Annotated in this window: 8 protein-coding genes and 1 pseudogene; 8 read left to right on the top strand and 1 reads right to left on the bottom strand. The window is 61.9% G+C overall.

The features are described 5' to 3' along the window. The first annotated feature begins 141 nt into the window (after positions 1-141). Positions 142-7125 (top strand): type I polyketide synthase, encoded by a 6984-nt coding sequence (locus tag IFO71_RS06430; RefSeq protein WP_192028715.1) that lies wholly within the window; start codon positions 142-144, stop codon positions 7123-7125. Positions 7126-7344: 219 nt separating this feature from the next. On the opposite strand, the gene IFO71_RS06435 is transcribed toward IFO71_RS06430, so the two are convergent. After that, entirely contained in the window at positions 7345-7617 is a 273-nt protein-coding gene (locus IFO71_RS06435) for a hypothetical protein (RefSeq protein ID WP_192028716.1), read from the bottom strand. 312 nt (positions 7618-7929) lie between these two features. Between IFO71_RS06435 and IFO71_RS06440 the strand changes: the two genes are divergently transcribed. From IFO71_RS06440 to gstA, 7 genes and pseudogenes are all read left to right on the top strand, one after another. Further along, positions 7930-8847, top strand: coding sequence for an ADP-ribosylglycohydrolase family protein (locus IFO71_RS06440; RefSeq protein WP_225444439.1), 918 nt, complete (start codon positions 7930-7932; stop codon positions 8845-8847). Between the two features lie 135 nt (positions 8848-8982). Continuing rightward, a complete protein-coding gene (locus tag IFO71_RS06445; RefSeq protein ID WP_192028718.1) occupies positions 8983-9927 on the top strand; it encodes a diguanylate cyclase in 945 nt (314 codons plus the stop codon). A 169-nt stretch (positions 9928-10096) separates the two neighbouring features. After that, positions 10097-13900, top strand: a complete 3804-nt coding sequence (locus IFO71_RS06450) for a hybrid sensor histidine kinase/response regulator (RefSeq protein ID WP_192028719.1) — start codon at positions 10097-10099, stop codon at positions 13898-13900. 177 nt (positions 13901-14077) lie between these two features. Further along, positions 14078-15164: pseudogene (locus IFO71_RS06455) on the top strand (IS3 family transposase). Between the two features lie 8 nt (positions 15165-15172). Then, a complete protein-coding gene (locus IFO71_RS06460; RefSeq protein WP_269749966.1) occupies positions 15173-15418 on the top strand; it encodes a hypothetical protein in 246 nt (81 codons plus the stop codon). Then, positions 15415-16002 carry a TetR/AcrR family transcriptional regulator gene (locus tag IFO71_RS06465; protein ID WP_192028720.1) on the top strand — a complete coding sequence of 196 codons (588 nt, stop codon included), beginning with the start codon at positions 15415-15417 and terminating at the stop codon, positions 16000-16002. Before IFO71_RS06460 ends, IFO71_RS06465 begins: the two co-directional genes overlap by 4 nt. After that, positions 15999-16643, top strand: a complete 645-nt coding sequence (gene gstA / locus IFO71_RS06470) for a glutathione transferase GstA (RefSeq protein ID WP_192028721.1) — start codon at positions 15999-16001, stop codon at positions 16641-16643. Before IFO71_RS06465 ends, gstA begins: the two co-directional genes overlap by 4 nt. Positions 16644-16695 lie beyond the last annotated feature (52 nt).

Raw genomic sequence — 16695 nt, forward strand, 5'->3', positions numbered from 1 at the left:
GTTGCTCAAGATTCAGAGCTTGCTCCAATTGAGCCCTCTGTTAAGCCCCTTCCCCCTGGCGGGGGAAGGGGTTGGGGTGAGAGAGAGAAGCTTCATCCCGCACCAGAATCGCTCCAACACAGCATCAAGCCAACCGACAGAATGAACTCAGCCCGCAACCACCGCTTCGCCCCCGTCGCCATCGTCGGCCGCGCCTGCGTATTGCCTGGCGCCTTGTCACCGGAGGCACTATGGCAGGCGGTGGCAGCCGGCCGCGATCTCGTCCAGTCAGTGCCAGACCAGCGCTGGAAAGTCAGCCGCGATCAAGTCCTGTGTTCAGCCGACAGCCCGCAGCCCGACCGCTGCTGGTCCGATCGCGGTGGCTACGTACAAGGCTTTGAATCCGTCTGGAACCCAAGCGGCTTTGCCGTTCCCGCGACTGAGCTCGAGGGACTCGACACCCTGTTCCACTGGGTACTGCACTGCGCGCGTCTGGCCCTGGCCGAGGCGAAGTCAGTCGACATCACGCGCAGCGGTGCGGTGTTTGGCAACCTGGGTTTTCCCAGTGAGCAGATGGCGGCGTATGCCGAATCGGTGTGGACCGGTCGCGGCCAGATCGACCCGCGCAATCGCTTCATGGCCTCGGGCGCTGCGGACCTGCTGCAACGCGCACTGCGTCTCGGTGTCGGCAGCCACTGCCTGGACGCCGCCTGCGCCAGTTCGCTGTATGCGCTGAAGCTGGCCTGCGATCGCTTGCAGGAGGGCAGTGCCGATCTGATGTTGGCCGGTGCGGTGCAACGGGCCGATGATCTGTTCCTGCACCAGGGTTTCGCTGCCCTCAATGCGCTGAGTCGCAGCGGCCGGTCGCGGCCGTTTCATCGCGATGCCGATGGCCTATTGCCGGCCGAAGGCGCCGCCTTCTTCGCCCTCAAGCGACTGCAGGATGCGCGCCGCGATGGCGATACGATTCATGGCGTGATTCGAGGCATCGGCCTGTCCAACGATGGACGTGGCAAGGGCTTGCTGGTGCCCGATGAGGCGGGCCAGCGCCGGGCGATCCGTAGTGCTTTTCAGGGCTCGGGCTTGATTCCTTCCGATGTCGCCATGCTCGAATGCCATGCCACCGGCACCACGGTGGGGGATGCCACCGAGCTGCGTAGCACCGCCGCCGAATATGCCGGCGTCGAGCAATTACCGATCGGCTCGTTGAAATCCAATCTCGGGCATCTGATCACCACTGCGGGCGCCGCCGGCCTGATCAAGGTGCTGGAAGCCATGCGCGCCGGTGAGCGACCGCCAACCTTGCATGTCGATCAGATCAATCCATCCCTTGCCAACACACCGTTTCGCTTGTTGACCAAGCGTGAAGCCTGGCCGGCCACTGCACCGCGCGTGGCCGCCGTTTCGGCGTTTGGGTTTGGTGGCAACAATGCGCATCTGCTGGTCTCCGAAGACCACCCCTCGATCGAACCGGGGGAAATGGAACGGCCTTCCGGCCGCATCGCGCTGGTGGCACTGGCCTGCCGTGCCGCCGGCTGTACCGACCGCAAGCAGTTCGCAAACGCCCTGTTCGGCAGTGAGCATCCGCGAAAAGACGACAGCGAGGCGGCGATTGAACTCTGTGTCGATGGCTTGCGGCTGCCGCCCAAGGATCTGCAACAAACCCTGCCGCAACAGCTGGCCGTGCTGCAGCTCGCCCGAGCAGCGCTGGATGAGGCCGGAGTGACCAGCGGTACGGAAACCGCGGTGTACATTGGCATGGAGCCCGATCCCGAAGTGGCGCGCTACGGTCTGCGCTGGCGCTGCGGCGACACCCGTTCAGCACAGCGAGATGCCATCGTGCCGGCCTTGCAATCGGCGGCGGTGCTCGGCTGCATGCCGAATATCCCCGCCAACCGTCTGAACTCGCAGTTCGATCTCCTGGGGCCAGGCTTTACTGTGCAGGCCGGTCTCGACTCCGGCTTGGTCGGTCTGCAGCTTGCCCTTTCGTCACTGCGACGCCGCGAAGTCGACGCCGCCGTAGTCGGCGCCGTCGACTTCAGCAACGAGCCGGTGCACATCGCCGCCAGTGAGGCGCTAGGCTTGCCCTTGCCGGCCGCCGATGCCGCCGTCGTCGGTGTGCTGAAGCGCTTCGAAGATGCCGAACGCGACGGCAATCGAATACTGGCGATCTTCGACCCGCCGAGTGATCCGGTCAGTCGCGAGCAGGTTCGCGATGTAGTACCCGACTTAGCACACCGCTTCGGCCACGCCTATGCTGCCCAAGGCCTGTTGAACGCAATGGCGTCGGTGCTGATGCTGCATCATCGACGGCGGGGCGATGGCAAGCCCTGGCTCCCCGAAGCCGCACGCCAAATCCAGCTTGAGCTTGGATCGAGCGCTGAGGCAATGTCAGAGTCGCGCAGCCATTACCCCGCAGCATCCCGCAACCAACAACTATTTGTCTTCGCCGCAGACGATAGGCAAGGATTGATCGACGCGCTGCGTGCAGACCGCCACGCGCAAGAGCCCCTACCCAGGAACCTCGCTATGCGAGGCCCCTGGGCAGGCAAAGATCGGCTCCCTAACCCCACCCCGGCCCTCCCCGAACATCGGGGAGGGAGTTCCGGGGCACCCGCCGGCGCGCGAAAATCAGTGCGCATCGATCTCTCCCCTCGGGAGAGGGTTTGGGGTTCGGGTCGGGCGCAGCTACGCGAAACGGGTGAGCAAGCCCGCCTAACCATAGTCTGCCCCCCCGATCGCTTCGACACGCTGCGCCAACAAGCCATCGAGCAACTGCAATCAGGGCAGATCACCACGCCCGGCATCTACTACCGCGAACGCCCGCTAACCGGCGGTTTGGCCTTTGCCTTCACCGGCGCCGGGGCCGCCTATCATGGCATGGGCGCCGAACTGCTGGCTCAGTTGCCGGAATTGATGGATCGACTGGCTAAGGAAAGCCCGGATCTCGCGAAAGGCCTGGACTGGGCCTATCGTGATCCAGATCAAACGCCCACTGCATTGCAGCAACTGCAGGGCGCTTCGGCACTGAGCCAGATTCACGCCGATCTCAGCCAGAACCTGTTGCGCCTGCAAGCCGACGCCTGGCTGGGCTATTCGTCGGGCGAAACCAATGCCCTGTTTGCCGCCGATGTCTGGCGCGACGCCGATGGCCTGATGCGCGATATGCACGCCTCGGCCCTGATGGAGCGCGAGATCGGCGGCCGGTTCGACGCCGTCAGCCGCGCCTGGGGCCGAGCGGTGCAGTGGCAGAACTGGTCGGTGCTGGCGCCGCTTGAGCAGGTCAGGGCAGCCGTCGAGCTGGAAGCCGACGTGCATGTTGCCATCATTCACAGCGAAGCCGAGTGCATCATCGCCGGTGATGCTGACGGCTGCGCGCGCGTTGTGGAACGCATCGGTCGCAGTCATTGCCTGCGCATGAGTTACGCCCTGGCTGTGCACGTGCCGGAACTGCAGGTAGTGGAACAGGAATGGCTGAGCCTGCATCGCCGGGAGTCGCAGCCACCGCGCAGCGGAAGACTGTATTCCAGCGCCTGGGGTGAGAGCTACGAAGCCGATTCGGAGCGCTGCGCGCAGGCCATTCTGCAGCAGGCACTGAATCCTCTCGATCTGCGTCCGGCCATCTTGCGCGCCTGGGACGATGGCATTCGCATCTTCATCGAACACGGCCCCGGCAGCAGCTATGCCCGCGCCATTCGCGCCGCCTTGGACGATCGAGACGCCCTGGTGCTCAGCCTGGATCGCAAGGGGCAGGGCGTCGACGCCGTGCTACACGTCGCAGCGGCCCTGATCGCTGCAGGCGTCGATGTTTGCCTGGACGCACTACAAAGCGAACAGCAGCCGGCGCACAAAGAAGGCCGCTGGCTGCGCTTCGATGCGCATCCGGCGCCAGTGCGGCTTGCCATCGATAGCCCGAAGGCAGTGGATGGCAGACAGCGCATGCTGCCGGCGCCGCCGTTGCCGTCGGTGCTTCGGGTTGATGCGCGCGACCATCATGCTTTGGAGCCCCTCTCCCGGGGGCGAACGGCTGAATCGCCTGCTCTTCGATGCCCCTACCCAGGAACCTCGCTATGCGAGGCCCCTGGGCAGGCAAAGATCGGCTCCCTAACCCCACCCCGGCCCTCCCCGAACATCGGGGAGGGAGTTCCGGGGCACCAGCCGGTGCGCGAAAATCAGTGCGCATCGATCTCTCCCGCCCGGGGAGAGGGGTTGGGAAGAGGGGGGGAGGCGCGGAAGCTAGATCAAACACGTCCCGTAGTTTCGCCCGCACAGCAATCGGCCGCCACCGCAAACTCAACTATCGACTCCACCGCACTGATCCAATGGCGTGCCCATCAGCAGACCTTGGCGCAGCTGCAAGCAAAGTTCCTGCGTCGCCAGGCCGAAGCCCATCAACACTTCCTGGCCCTGCGCGAACGCGCAACACAGCAGCTGCTGCAGGCCGCGGGGCAGGGGGGGATGAGTGCAGGCCTCATGCTTGGTGCCACCACGACTCGCGAGCCCCGTGTTGAGCAGGGGCCCGCACCGGTTGTCGCAGCGCAACTCACCCAGCCAACGCAGCATGTCGTTTCACCTAGTTGCAGAGCAGATGTCGCCAGCAATGACGCCAGGCCGACGACGAAGCCTGTGGAACAACTCGCTAAAGCGCCGCAACTCGCACATTCCCCGACCGGCCCTCGCTTTAGTCGCGATCAGCTGTTGATCCACGCTGGCGGTGCCATCTCCAGTCTGTTCGGTGACAAGTTCAAGCACCAGGATGCCTACGCCCGTCAGGTGCGCATGCCGTTACCGCCGCTGCTGTTGGCCGATCGGGTTACTGGCATCGACGCCGAGCCCGATTCCATGCGTACCGGGCGCATCTGGACTGAGACCGATGTGAGGCCCGATGCCTGGTATCTGCATCACGGCCGCATGCCGGCCGGAGTGATGATCGAAGCCGGGCAGGCTGATCTGATGCTGATTTCCTACCTTGGTGTCGATCGTTTCAACCGTGGCGAACGGGTGTATCGACTACTGGGCTGTGAGCTTACCTACCACGGTGATTTGCCGGCCGTCGGGGAAACCCTGCGTTTCGAGATCGAACTCGATGGACATGCCGTACAGGGCGACGTGCGGCTGATGTTCTTCCATTACGATTGCCACAACGGTGATCGATTGCAGCTATCGGTGCGCAAAGGGCAGGCCGGTTTCTTCAGCGATCAGGAGCTGGCCGAATCAGCCGGTTGCCTGTGGTCGCCTGCCGATCAGAAGATCGTCGAATCACCGCAGCTCGATCCGCCGGCGGTGGCTTGTACGCGGTCGCGCTTTGATCGGAATCAGCTTGAGGCATTCGCTCAAGGCGATGCCTACGGCTGCTTTGGGCCAGGATTCGAGCTGGCGCAAACCCATACCCGCAGCCCCAACATCCAGTCTGGCCCGATGCTGCTGCAGGATCGCATCACCGATCTCGACTGCCAGGGCGGCCCTTGGGGCCGTGGCTACCTGCGGGCGGAACTCGATGTTCGGCCGGATCACTGGTTCTTCGACGGACACTTCAAGAACGACCCGTGCATGCCCGGCACCCTGATGTTCGAGGGCTGCCTGCAGATGCTGGCCTTCTATCTGGCCGCTGGCGGCCACACCCTGAAGCGCGATGGTTGGCGTTTTCAGCCGGTGCCTGAGCTGCCGTATCAGCTGCAATGCCGCGGCCAGGTGTTGCCGAGTTCCAAGCGGCTGGTGACCGAAGTGTTTGTGGAGGAACTGATCGCCGGCCCCATGCCGACCGTGTACGCCGATCTGCTTTGCACGGTCGATGGGCTTAAGGCCTTCCACGCCCGCCGGGTAGCACTGCAGCTGGTGCCCGATTGGCCATTCGTGCCCGAGGCAGTTCGCTTTCCCCCCTCTCCCCTTGCGGGAGAGGGGCTGGGGGACAGGGGTGAGCGCTGCTCGACTGAAATCCCCCTCTCCCCAACCCCTCTCCCACCAGGGGAGAGGGGCTCTATGACTAACACTCACTTCGGAAACAGTGGCCGGCCAGTCGCCGAAGTCGGCGGCTTCCGTTTCGATCACAACAGCTTGTTGGCCTGCGCCGCCGGGCGTCCATCGCAGGCCTTCGGGCCGATGTACCAGCGCTTCGATGGCCCGACTCGCGTCGCCCGCTTGCCCAGCCCGCCATACCACTTCATCAGCCGCATCGCCGAAGTGCAGGGGCCGATCGGGGTGATGCAGGCCGGCGCTCGCGTGGTGGCCGAATACGACCTGCCGGAATCGGTCTGGTACCTTGAGCACAATGGCTGTCGGCGGATGCCGTTCGCCGTGCTGCTCGAAGCCGCCCTGCAACCCTGTGGTTGGCTGTCGAGCTATGTCGGCTCGGCACTCACCGTGGACTCCGAACTTTGCTTCCGCAACCTCGACGGTGAGGGCAGGGTGCTGGCCGAACTCGAGGGCGGGGCAGGCACCCTGCGCACCGAGGTGGAACTACTGGCCGTGTCGGCCACCGCCGGCATGATCATCGAAACCTTCCGCGTGCGTTGCTCACTGGACGAGCGGTCGGTGTACGAACTCAATACCGTGTTCGGCTTCTTCCCACCCGAGGCCCTGGCGGCACAGGCCGGACTGCCGAAGCTTGAGCTGCACAACGAACTGTTCAATCGCCCAGCCAATTGCCAGCGCGACCTTGCCGAACTGGCCCTGGAAAACGTGGGTCGTGATGGCCTGGCCCTGCCAGCCCGCATGCTGCGCATGATCGACACCCTGCAAGGCTACTGGCCCGACGCGGGTACGGCCGGCCTCGGCCAACTGCGCGCAATGAAACAGTTCGATGCCAACGACTGGTTCTTCAAAGCCCACTTCTTCCAAGACCCGGTGCAGCCCGGCTCTCTAGGCCTCGAAGCCCTGCTGCAACTGCTGCAGGTCTACGTCATCGAAACCGGTATTGCCGCTGGCATGCCCAACCCCCGCTTCCAATGCATCGCCCTCGACCAACCGCACCAATGGAAATACCGCGGGCAAGTGCTACCGCATCACAAGCAAGTCCACACCACCTTGGAGATCACCGCGCTCGAACGCGAACCGGGCAGTGTGCTGGTGGTTGCCACGGGCAGCCTGTGGGCCGATGGACAGCGGATTTATGAGGCATCGGGGCTGGCGGTGAGGGTGACTGGCTAGCCCGGATATTTCATCACCGAGGACTTTGCGTCGAGTGCAAGGCGCGACGAGCCCAGGCTAAACCCTTACTCGTGGGCGCTTCACGTCGCCTTCGGCGCCGCGCTGCAGAAGCTCTTCGGTAGCGTTGGGCTAACGAATGGCCCAACGCCTGCAACGTCACGAGGTCGTCAGTCTGCGTTTTCTGCGCTGGCGCTGCAGTATTGCCAACGAGCCAAGCCGTCAGTGCATCGACCGCAGCGCCGCTCCAATTCGCTCTTGGTAATTATGATCCCTGATCGAGCGCACCAAGCCGCGTTCTGCCAGATAGCGATGGATCTGCTCTTCGCTCCACTCGCCTTCATCGTGCAGGCTATGCAACACCTCGAGTTGGTTGCGCACCGCGCTGCGGGCAGCTTCGTAGTCACCGCGCTCGAACGCAGACTCGACCCGCATCATCACCTGCTCCAGACGCAGCACAAGCAATTCGGTTTTCGACCTGCTCAATCCAATCATGTGCGACCTCCGCAAAGCGGGCTTTCCGTATGCTGCAATTGCAACACGCTTCGCGGCTGATAGGAGGAGGAAATAATTCACACCCGTTCAGCTCAATCTGGGCCTGATCGGGTGGCATTGCCTCTACCGATGGCCAGTTGCCTGTTTGCGGGAGATAGCAGCAATCTGCGGCTACAAGCACCGGCTGAACAAGAATTCGCCAAGATCTGAACCCACGGGTAGCATGGGCGTTCAACCCGCTTTGGGCCTTGGCTTGCACGCTGGCCTGGCAGCCTCGAATAGCAGAATCAATCAATGACTTTGAACGAGACAATGCGAGATCGAGTCAGCGGCGGATTGTTCGGCTTGCTGATAGGCGACGCCCTGGGTGTTCCCTATGAGTTTCACCGGCCAGAGATGTTGCCGCCCTTGGCGGAGATCGACATGTTGCCGCCGCCTGATTTTGAGCGAGCCCACATCGGAACGCCGCCCGGCACCTGGTCGGACGACGGCGCGCAGGCGCTCGCCTTACTCGCCAGCTTGCTCGATTGCGATGGATTGGATGTTGATGAGTTTGGTCGTCGATTACTTGCATGGATCGAGCAAGGTGCCTATGCGGTGGACGCTCGCGTCTTTGACGTTGGCGTTCAAACTCAGCGCGCGCTGACGGCGCTGGCCCAGGGCGAATCCGCTACCACGACAGGCCCGGCCAGCGAGCGCGACAACGGCAATGGCTCTTTGATGCGCGTGCTGCCTTTGACGCTCTGGCACCGCGGCAACGACACGGAGTTGTTTGGATTGGCGATGCGGCAGTCCTTACCGACCCACGGTCATCTGCGAAGCCAGCTGTGTTGCGCCGTCTACTGCCTTTGGGCGAGGCGATTGCTGGAGGGAGCGGGGGGCTGGGATGAGGCCGTGACCAGCGCCGACACCATCATCGATGTCAGCAGCGATGAGCTGCAAGCAGAGTGGCTTCGACTGAAGTCGGAGTTGGGAAGCCCGCGCGGCTCTGGGTATGTCGTAGACACTCTCGACTCGGCTCGCTGGGCGATGGACCAAGGTGATGACTATGCCTCGGTAGTCAGAGCGGCCATATCACTCGGTTACGACACCGACACCACCGCGGCTGTAGCCGGTGGACTAGCCGGCATTCGATTTGGCTTGACCGGCATTCCGAACGAGTGGATCGATCGCTTGAAAGGACGCGAGATACTGGATCCTCTGATGAGGCGGTTGCTTGAGCGGGCGTAACGGCATTGTTGCCGACGCCGAGCGCGAGACGTAGGATCGCACTGAGCACCCTGTTTGCTAACGCGCTGGAGTCATCGGTTGTCCAGAATGCGGACGTCAGGCGCGATCTGATTGTGCCCTGCAGGAGATGGATCAATGCCGCATGAGCCGAGTGAGTCGCAGCCAATCGCAATCGCGGACGTACTTATCGTCGATGACCAGCCGGACAACGTGGTAATCCTGGCCGAGGCACTGGAAAGCGCAGATTGCCGATGTCGGGTCGCTACCTCAGGCAAACGCGCCTTGGCGGCCGTGGCTTCCAAGACCCCTGATGTGATCCTGCTCGACATACTGATGCCGGGCCTGGATGGCTACGAAGTCTGCCGGCAGCTCAAGTCCAAGCACGAAACGGCTGATATTCCCGTGTTGTTCCTCAGCGCGCTGGATGAGCCGTTTGACAAGCTGCGGGCATTCGAGGCCGGAGGTGCAGATTACGTCACCAAACCATTCCACATTGCCGAAGTGCGGGCCCGAGTGCAGGTGCATGTTCGACTGCGACGTTTGCAGCAAGCGCTGGCCGAATCCTCACTGACCGATGCCCTGACGGGCCTGGCCAATCGAAGGCGATTCGAAGAAGTGCTTGCGGGAGAGTGGGGCAGAGCAGAGCGACGGAACGATACGTTATCGCTGCTGATGATCGACGTTGATCATTTCAAGTGCTTTAACGATCACTATGGCCATGTGGCTGGTGATGACTGTCTGCGTCGCGTCGGCCAGTCCTTGCAGGGGGCCCTGTCGCGATCGGCTGATTTCGTCGCCCGCTACGGCGGTGAGGAATTCGTCGCCGTGCTTGCTGGGCTTGATCCCGCAGAGTGTGCAACACAAGGCGAGCGGTTGCGCGCTGCAGTCGAGAAACAAGCCATCCCCCATGAGGCTTCCACTGCTGGCCCCGTCGTGAGCATCAGCATCGGCGCTGCGACTTTGCGACCGAATCGCAATCGATCATCGATCGAACTTGTAGAGGCGGCGGATGCCGCCCTGTATCGAGCCAAAGCCGCCGGTCGTAATCGGGTGGAAGCGAGTTCAGCCGGTGGCAACTAGACACGCTCGTTCTGCTGAGGCAGTCGGCTGTCGAAGAACATGCAGTTCAGCCGCGATGGCGCTGCTGGCTGTTGTTGGCTGGCTGACCTCGGCGAGTGCCTTGGCGACGAATGAATCTGCATCCGCACCAATACATAAGTCACGCGACCTGGAGGTTGGCACTCCCTTCATGCGCTATTTTGATCGCCGCAGCTACGGCGCGTCGGCGCAGAACTGGACGGTGGTACAAGATCAACGCGGCATCATCTATGTCGGCAACACCGATGGCGTACTGGAGTTCGACGGTCAGCGTTGGCGCCTGATCAAAACCGAACGCGGCACCGTGGTCCGATCGATGGCGGTCGACGCCGATGGTCGGGTTTGGGTCGGGGCGGTAGGCGACATTGGCTACCTGGCGCCTGATGCGAAGGGCTCTATGCAGTTTGTGTCGGTGCTTGACCGTGTTCCGTCCCATGGCCGCGAGTTCACCGATGTCTGGCAAACCATTGCCACGCCGGAGGGCGTCTACTTTCGCAGTACCGCAAGCCTGATCCGGCTGCGAGGCGATGAGGTTGACGCCTGGACGCCTGAAACACGGTTTGGGCTGGCGTTCTTTCATGACGGCCGCTTGTTGATGCGCGTGCCGAATCAGGGCCTTCAAGAGCTGGTCGACGGCGAGTTTCGTTCGATTGCTGGTGGTGAGCGTTTCGGCAACGAGTTCATCGAGTTTGCGCTACCCTGGACGGAGACCGATGCTGTCAGTTCATCGACCACCAGCCTGATCGCTGTCGATGCTCTGGGTTTGTTCCTGCTCGATGCGCAAGGGCTGCGCCCATTTCGCACCGCGGCTGACGCTGAGTTGGTACAACACGGAATGTCCAAAGCCACCCGCTTGCGTGACGGTGGACTGGCCGTCGTGACCTACGACAACGGTGTGTACGTGCTCGATGAAGCAGGTGGTTTACGGGCCCACTATGACAAGCGTAGCGGGCTGCCTGACAACGCCGTCTGGAACATCGCCCAGGATCGATCGGGCGGGCTGTGGCTGGCCCTGGATCGCGGCATCGCGCGCATCGAAGTGGAATCTCCGATTACCCGATTTGACGAGCGCGCGGACTTGCCCGGGATGGCGGTAGTGATCGATCGCCATCTGGGCCAGTTGCATGTGGGAACGAGTGAAGGTCTGTTTCGACTCAAGGCGGGTACACCGGCTGCATTCGAACCGATTGCCGGTATTGGCCAACAGTCCTTTGATCTGCTGTCGGTCGGCGACTCTCTCATCGTTGCAAACTCAGAGGGCCTCTACGAAGTGTTTGGCAACTCAGCGCGCCTGATCGGGCCTGGGTTTCACTGGACCTTGCAACCGTCCGCCCTGTCACCATCCCGTGTCTACGCTGGAATGGAAGGGGGAGTGAAGTCCGTTAAGGCCCTGCAATTCATCAATGGGCGATGGGCTGAACACGGTGCAATTGGCGGCATGACGGACCAGCCTCGATCGCTGCTGGAAAGTGCGGATGGAAGGCTTTGGGCAGGAACCTACGCCACGGGCGTTTGGCGTCTGACGCCTCCGCCGCATTGGCAACCAGGTTCGTCAACTCGGGCACAGGTCGAACGGTTTGGCGTCGAACACGGCTTGCCGAGCCTGGACGTGGCAGTGGCCGAGTTTCAGGGTGAACCATTGTTCAGCACCCGCAAGGGCAACTATCGGTTTGACGAGGCCACTGGCCAGTTTGCTCCTGACCCTCGCTTCAATGGCCTGTTCAGTGACGGTCCGCGCTGGCTGACGGCAGCCGCGGCGACCACGGGACGGATCTGGATGCATTCCATAGACGAGGCGAGTGGTCTGCGCGAGTCGGGGGTGGCAGTGCTGCAGGACGACGGCAGCTATCGCTGGGATCCGTCGCCACTCCGACCTATAGGGGATCAACTGGTTGAAGACATTCTGGCCGAAGATGACGGCGTGGTCTGGTTAGCCACCGATGAGGGGGTCTACCGATATGATCCCAGTGTCGCTCGACCCAATGAGCAGCCGCATAACGCACTGATCCGACAAGTGAGCGATCCAAGCGGTGCAAACGTGCTGTTCGGCGGCGCGGGTCCAGAGACTTTGCCCTTGATCCCGTTTGCGCAAAATGCCCTGCGTTTTGAGTACGCAGCCACGTTCTTCGATGGCCCTCATGCGACGCGTTTCCAAACCTTGCTCGAAGGCAGCGATCAGACCTGGACACCTTGGTCCACCGAAGCGCACCGCGAGTTCACCCATCTGAGCGAGGGAAGCTATCGCTTCCGCGTGCGAGCGCAGGCAGCCGACGGAACGCTGAGTGAAGAGGTCAGCTTCGCCTTTGGGATTCTGCCGCCCTGGTACCGCACCGCTTGGGCCTATCTTGCCTATGCACTGTTAGCCTGTATTGCGGCCTGGCTGCTGGTGCGCTGGCGCACCCGCCACATGGAATCGGAGAAACGTGCGCTGGAAGCACTGATCTCTTCCCGCACCAGCGAGCTGCGCGCCAAACACGTGGAACTTGAAGCGGCGAGGGCGAGGGCTGAGGCCGAGCGTGCTGAGGCCGAGGCGCAACGACGCGCGGCCGAGCAACAGCGGCTGAGGGCGGAGGAGGCCAGCCGTGCCAAGAGCACCTTCCTGGCCACGATGAGCCATGAGTTAAGAACCCCACTGAACGGCGTGCTGGGTTTCGCTCAGCTGATGGAGCGCGCGCCCAATCGCTCCGCCCAGGACCGTCGTTATCTCGCCACCATCCTGCGCAGTGGTGAACATCTGCTGCGATTGATCAACGACGTGCTGTCGCTGGCCAAGATCGAAGCCGGAGGCGTGACCCTGATCGAAGCTCCCTTCGATTTCCACGAACTGCTGGCCAACGCCGTCGATCTGGTCCGCGTGCGCGCTGAGGAAAAGGGATTGCGAATGCAGGTCACTACGGAGAATTTTCCCGTCGCTGTGCTCGGCGACGCCGACAAAGTGAATCGCGTGCTGCTGAATCTGCTTGGCAATGCCGTCAAGTTTACGGTGGAAGGCGGAGTAACGGTTCGCGCGAGTTGGATCGAAGGCAACGCGAGCATCGAGGTGTCTGACACTGGCCCCGGCATCGGTGCAGAGGAACTCAAGCTGTTGTTCGGATCCTTTGTGCAGACCAGCAGTGGTCAAGCATCAAGAGAGGGCACCGGACTTGGTCTGGCACTCTCACAGCAACTGGCTCGGTTGATGGGGGGCGAAATCACCGTACAGAGCCAGTTGGGGCAAGGAAGCCGTTTCCGGGTCAGTCTGCACCTTCCTCAAGCCGAGGCAGTGCCGACAGCGGGTGATGCCGGCCCGCAACCGCATGCGCGGCGCATCGCCCCAGGCCAAGCCCGGCATCGCATCCTGGTCGTTGATGATGTGGCAGACAACCGCGACATTATGGTGGACCTGCTGGTCTCGATCGGCTTCGAGGTCAAACAGGCGGCGGACGGTGAACAAGCGATCGAACTGTGGAAAAGCTGGGAGCCACAGCTGATCTGGATGGATCAGCGTATGCCGCGAATTGATGGCCTGGAGGCCACGCGGCGAATTCGCGAAGAAGAACGCGCCAGTCAGCGCGCACCGGTTGTCATCATTGCGTTATCAGCCAGTGTGCTGGAACACGAACGTGAAGTGATCCTTGCCAGCGGTTGCGATGATTTCGTGCCCAAGCCGTTTCCGGAATCGCTCATCTTCGCGAAGATTTCTGAGCATCTTGGCGTGTCCTTCGTGTTTGATGACGTCGAGGCCAAGGCTGAGCGACCAACCACCCGAAGCACCGCAATCACGCCAGATCGTCTAGGCAATCTGCCCATGAATTGGTTGGCTTCTATGCGCCGCGCGCTCAATGCCGGCGACGTGCGCGAAGCCAATGCGCTGTGCGATGCGATTGCGCAACACGATGCTGAACTGGCGGACGAGATACGCGCGCATGTGGTGGCCCTGAAGTTTGACCAATTGGAAGAGCTTCTCGGGGCTTGAGCCGCGGCAAGCTCGAGTGACGCATAATGTATATTATGTCGCATGATATGTATGCCTGGCGGTACTACTGTCGGTGTCGGCTGCCGGAAACTGCGTCGCCCCTCGCTTGGCGACCCCCCTGAAATCAGCGGTCCTCAAAAGTGGAATTTTCTCGTAGTCTGACCCGAGGAGGTTCCCGTGAAGAAATCTCGATTTACCGACAGCCAGATCATGGCGGTCCTCAAGCAAGCGCAATCCGGAACGCCGGTGCCGAATCTTTGCCGCGAGCACGGCATCAGCTCGGCGACGTTCTACAAGTGGCGATCCAAGTACGGCGGGATGGATGTGCCGATGATGTCACGCCTGAAGGAGCTGGAGGAGGAGAACCGGCGGCTGAAGAAGATGTATGCCGATGCCCAGTTGAGCGCCGACCTCCTCAAGGAAGCGCTGGCAAAAAAGTGGTGAGGCCATCTTCCCGTCGGGAGATGGCCAAACAGGCCGTTGAGAGCGGGCAAACAAGCGTGCGTCACGCCTGCGCGACGTTTGGATTGAGCGAAACCTGCTATCGCTACCAACCCAAGTTGTCGGACGAGAATGCCGAAATTGCCGACTGGCTGGTGCGGCTCACGTCAGCCTATCGAAACTGGGGCTTTGGCCTGTGTTTCCTGCACCTGCGAAACGTCAAGGGCTTTGGCTGGAACCACAAGCGCGTCTATCGCATTTACCGCGAGCTGGAATTGCATCTGCGCATCAAGCCCAAGAAGCGGCTGGTGCGCGCCAAGCCAGAGCCGTTGACGGTGCCAGCGGCGATCAATGAGGTCTGGTCGATGGACTTCATGCACGATCAGCTCAGCGATGGGCGCAGCTTCAGGCTGCTCAACGTACTGGATGACTTCAACCGCGAGGGATTGGGTATTGAGGCCGATCTATCCTGCCATCGGCGCGCGTCATTCGCAGCCTGGAACAGATCATCGAGTGGCGGGGCAAGCCGAAGGTAATCCGCTGTGACAACGGCCCCGAGTACATCAGCGGCGAACTGCAGACGTGGGCGGCGAAACGGGATATCAAGATTGAGTTCATTCAGCCAGGCAATCCACAGCAGAACGCATACGTGGAGCGCTACAATCGAACGGTACGTTATGATTGGTTAGCACAACACTTGTTTGAAAGCATCCAGGAAGTCCAACTGGCAGCGACCGAATGGCTCTGGATCTACAACAATGAACGCCCAAACATGGCCATCGGCGGCATCACACCTGCTCAGAAGCTCGCGATGGCCAACTAGCTCCACTTTTGGCGACTGCTAAAAATGGGGGGATTACCGCCGCGGCGGCGGCCGTTCTCGCCATGATTCCGCTCACCCGCAGCGTGTTCTGGGGGCCGATGGCAATCGCGATCATGGGAGGCTTGGCGGTGGCGACGGTACTCACCATCTTTTTTGTGCCGGCCCTGTACGCAGCCTGGTTCCGAGTCAAGCGCGTGGCTGATCCGGCAACCAATCCTGCTTCGGCTGCTGAGCCGATCCTGCTCAGCCCATGAGCCGGCCGCCACACGCGAAACGCCGTGTATTGGAAGCAGCCAGGCAGCTGGTCGAGGAAGCCGGCGTCCGCTCATTGACCTTCAGTCAGTTGGAGCAAAGGAGTGGCGTCACCCGAGGCGGAATTCTGCACCACTGGCCCGACAGGAAGGCGCTGATTCACGGCCTGATCGAGCATGACTTGCTACGCGTGACCCAGCGATGCCGTGAACTGGCTGCGCCCGGCGATCCTCTGTCCGGGCAGGTCCGTTGCGCACTCGATACCAAGGACGGAGTTGGCGTCTTGGCTGCCAACCTGCTGCCTGAGGCGCGTCAGTATCCGTCGACCTGGGAACTGGTGACCCAATTCTCTGCGAGTCGCTTCGAGGATTGGGAATGGAACAACACCGACCTTCAGCGGCTGGTGTTGTTGCTGGCGGCGGAGGGTGCTTTTTGGCGTCGTTTGCACGGCCTGCTTCCCGACGCTCCTGACTTGGATCGGCGGCTTGGTCAAGCCATCGAGTCGCAATTGGCCAGGCTGCCACCGGAATCCATCACCCAACCCCGATCAACCCTATTCAATCACTGGAAACTCGCTAGAACATGAAGCTCTTCTATTCCCCCGGCGCGTGCTCACTGGCACCCCATATCGTTGCACTCGAGGCTCGCCTTCCGATCGAGTTGCAGCGGGTCAATCTGGCCAGCAAGCGCTGCGTAGGCGGCATCGACTTTCTTGCCATCAACCCAAAGGGCTATGTGCCTGCCCTGTTGTTGGACGACGGTGAGTTGCTGACCGAAGGCCCTGCCATCTCGCAGTACCTTGCCGACCTGGCCCCCGCCCGCAACCTGCTGCCGGCAATTGGCAACCGCGATCGTTATCGCGTGCTGTCCTGGCTGAGCTTCGTGAGATCCGAACTTCACAAGAGCTTCAGCCCGCTGTTCAAGCCGGGCACACCCGACTGGCTGCAACAAGATCGGCGCAACCTGCTGCTGCAGCGCTATGCGCTGGTCGAGGAGCAACTGGCCAAGCAGGCTCACCTCGGCAGCGACGTGTTCAATATCGCCGATGCCTACCTGTTTGTCGTCAGTAGCTGGGCCACCAAGGTCAATCTCGACCTTAGCGGATTCTCCGCATTGCAGGGATTCATGCGGCGCACTGCCAGTCGCCCGGCTGTGATCAGCGCCCTGCGCGCCGAAGGGCTGATTGCGGCGACACCGATTGCCGACCAAACGGCGACCCCTGCCTGACCACTCAGCGGTTGCCGACGCCTACTCTGTCCACACTCGCCTTCGGGGCTTC

The organism is Pseudomarimonas arenosa, from assembly GCF_014841215.1.
Classification (GTDB): Bacteria; Pseudomonadota; Gammaproteobacteria; order Xanthomonadales; family Xanthomonadaceae; genus Pseudomarimonas; species Pseudomarimonas arenosa.

Coding starts and splice junctions, on each gene's coding strand:
- IFO71_RS06465 (WP_192028720.1), top strand. CDS start 15,415: ATGAGCCGGCCGCCACACGCGAAACGCCGTGTATTGGAAGCAGCCAGG.
- gstA (WP_192028721.1), top strand. CDS start 15,999: ATGAAGCTCTTCTATTCCCCCGGCGCGTGCTCACTGGCACCCCATATC.
- IFO71_RS06450 (WP_192028719.1), top strand. CDS start 10,097: ATGCGCTATTTTGATCGCCGCAGCTACGGCGCGTCGGCGCAGAACTGG.
- IFO71_RS06440 (WP_225444439.1), top strand. CDS start 7,930: ATGCGAGATCGAGTCAGCGGCGGATTGTTCGGCTTGCTGATAGGCGAC.
- IFO71_RS06430 (WP_192028715.1), top strand. CDS start 142: ATGAACTCAGCCCGCAACCACCGCTTCGCCCCCGTCGCCATCGTCGGC.
- IFO71_RS06445 (WP_192028718.1), top strand. CDS start 8,983: ATGCCGCATGAGCCGAGTGAGTCGCAGCCAATCGCAATCGCGGACGTA.
- IFO71_RS06435 (WP_192028716.1), bottom strand. CDS start 7,617: ATGATTGGATTGAGCAGGTCGAAAACCGAATTGCTTGTGCTGCGTCTG.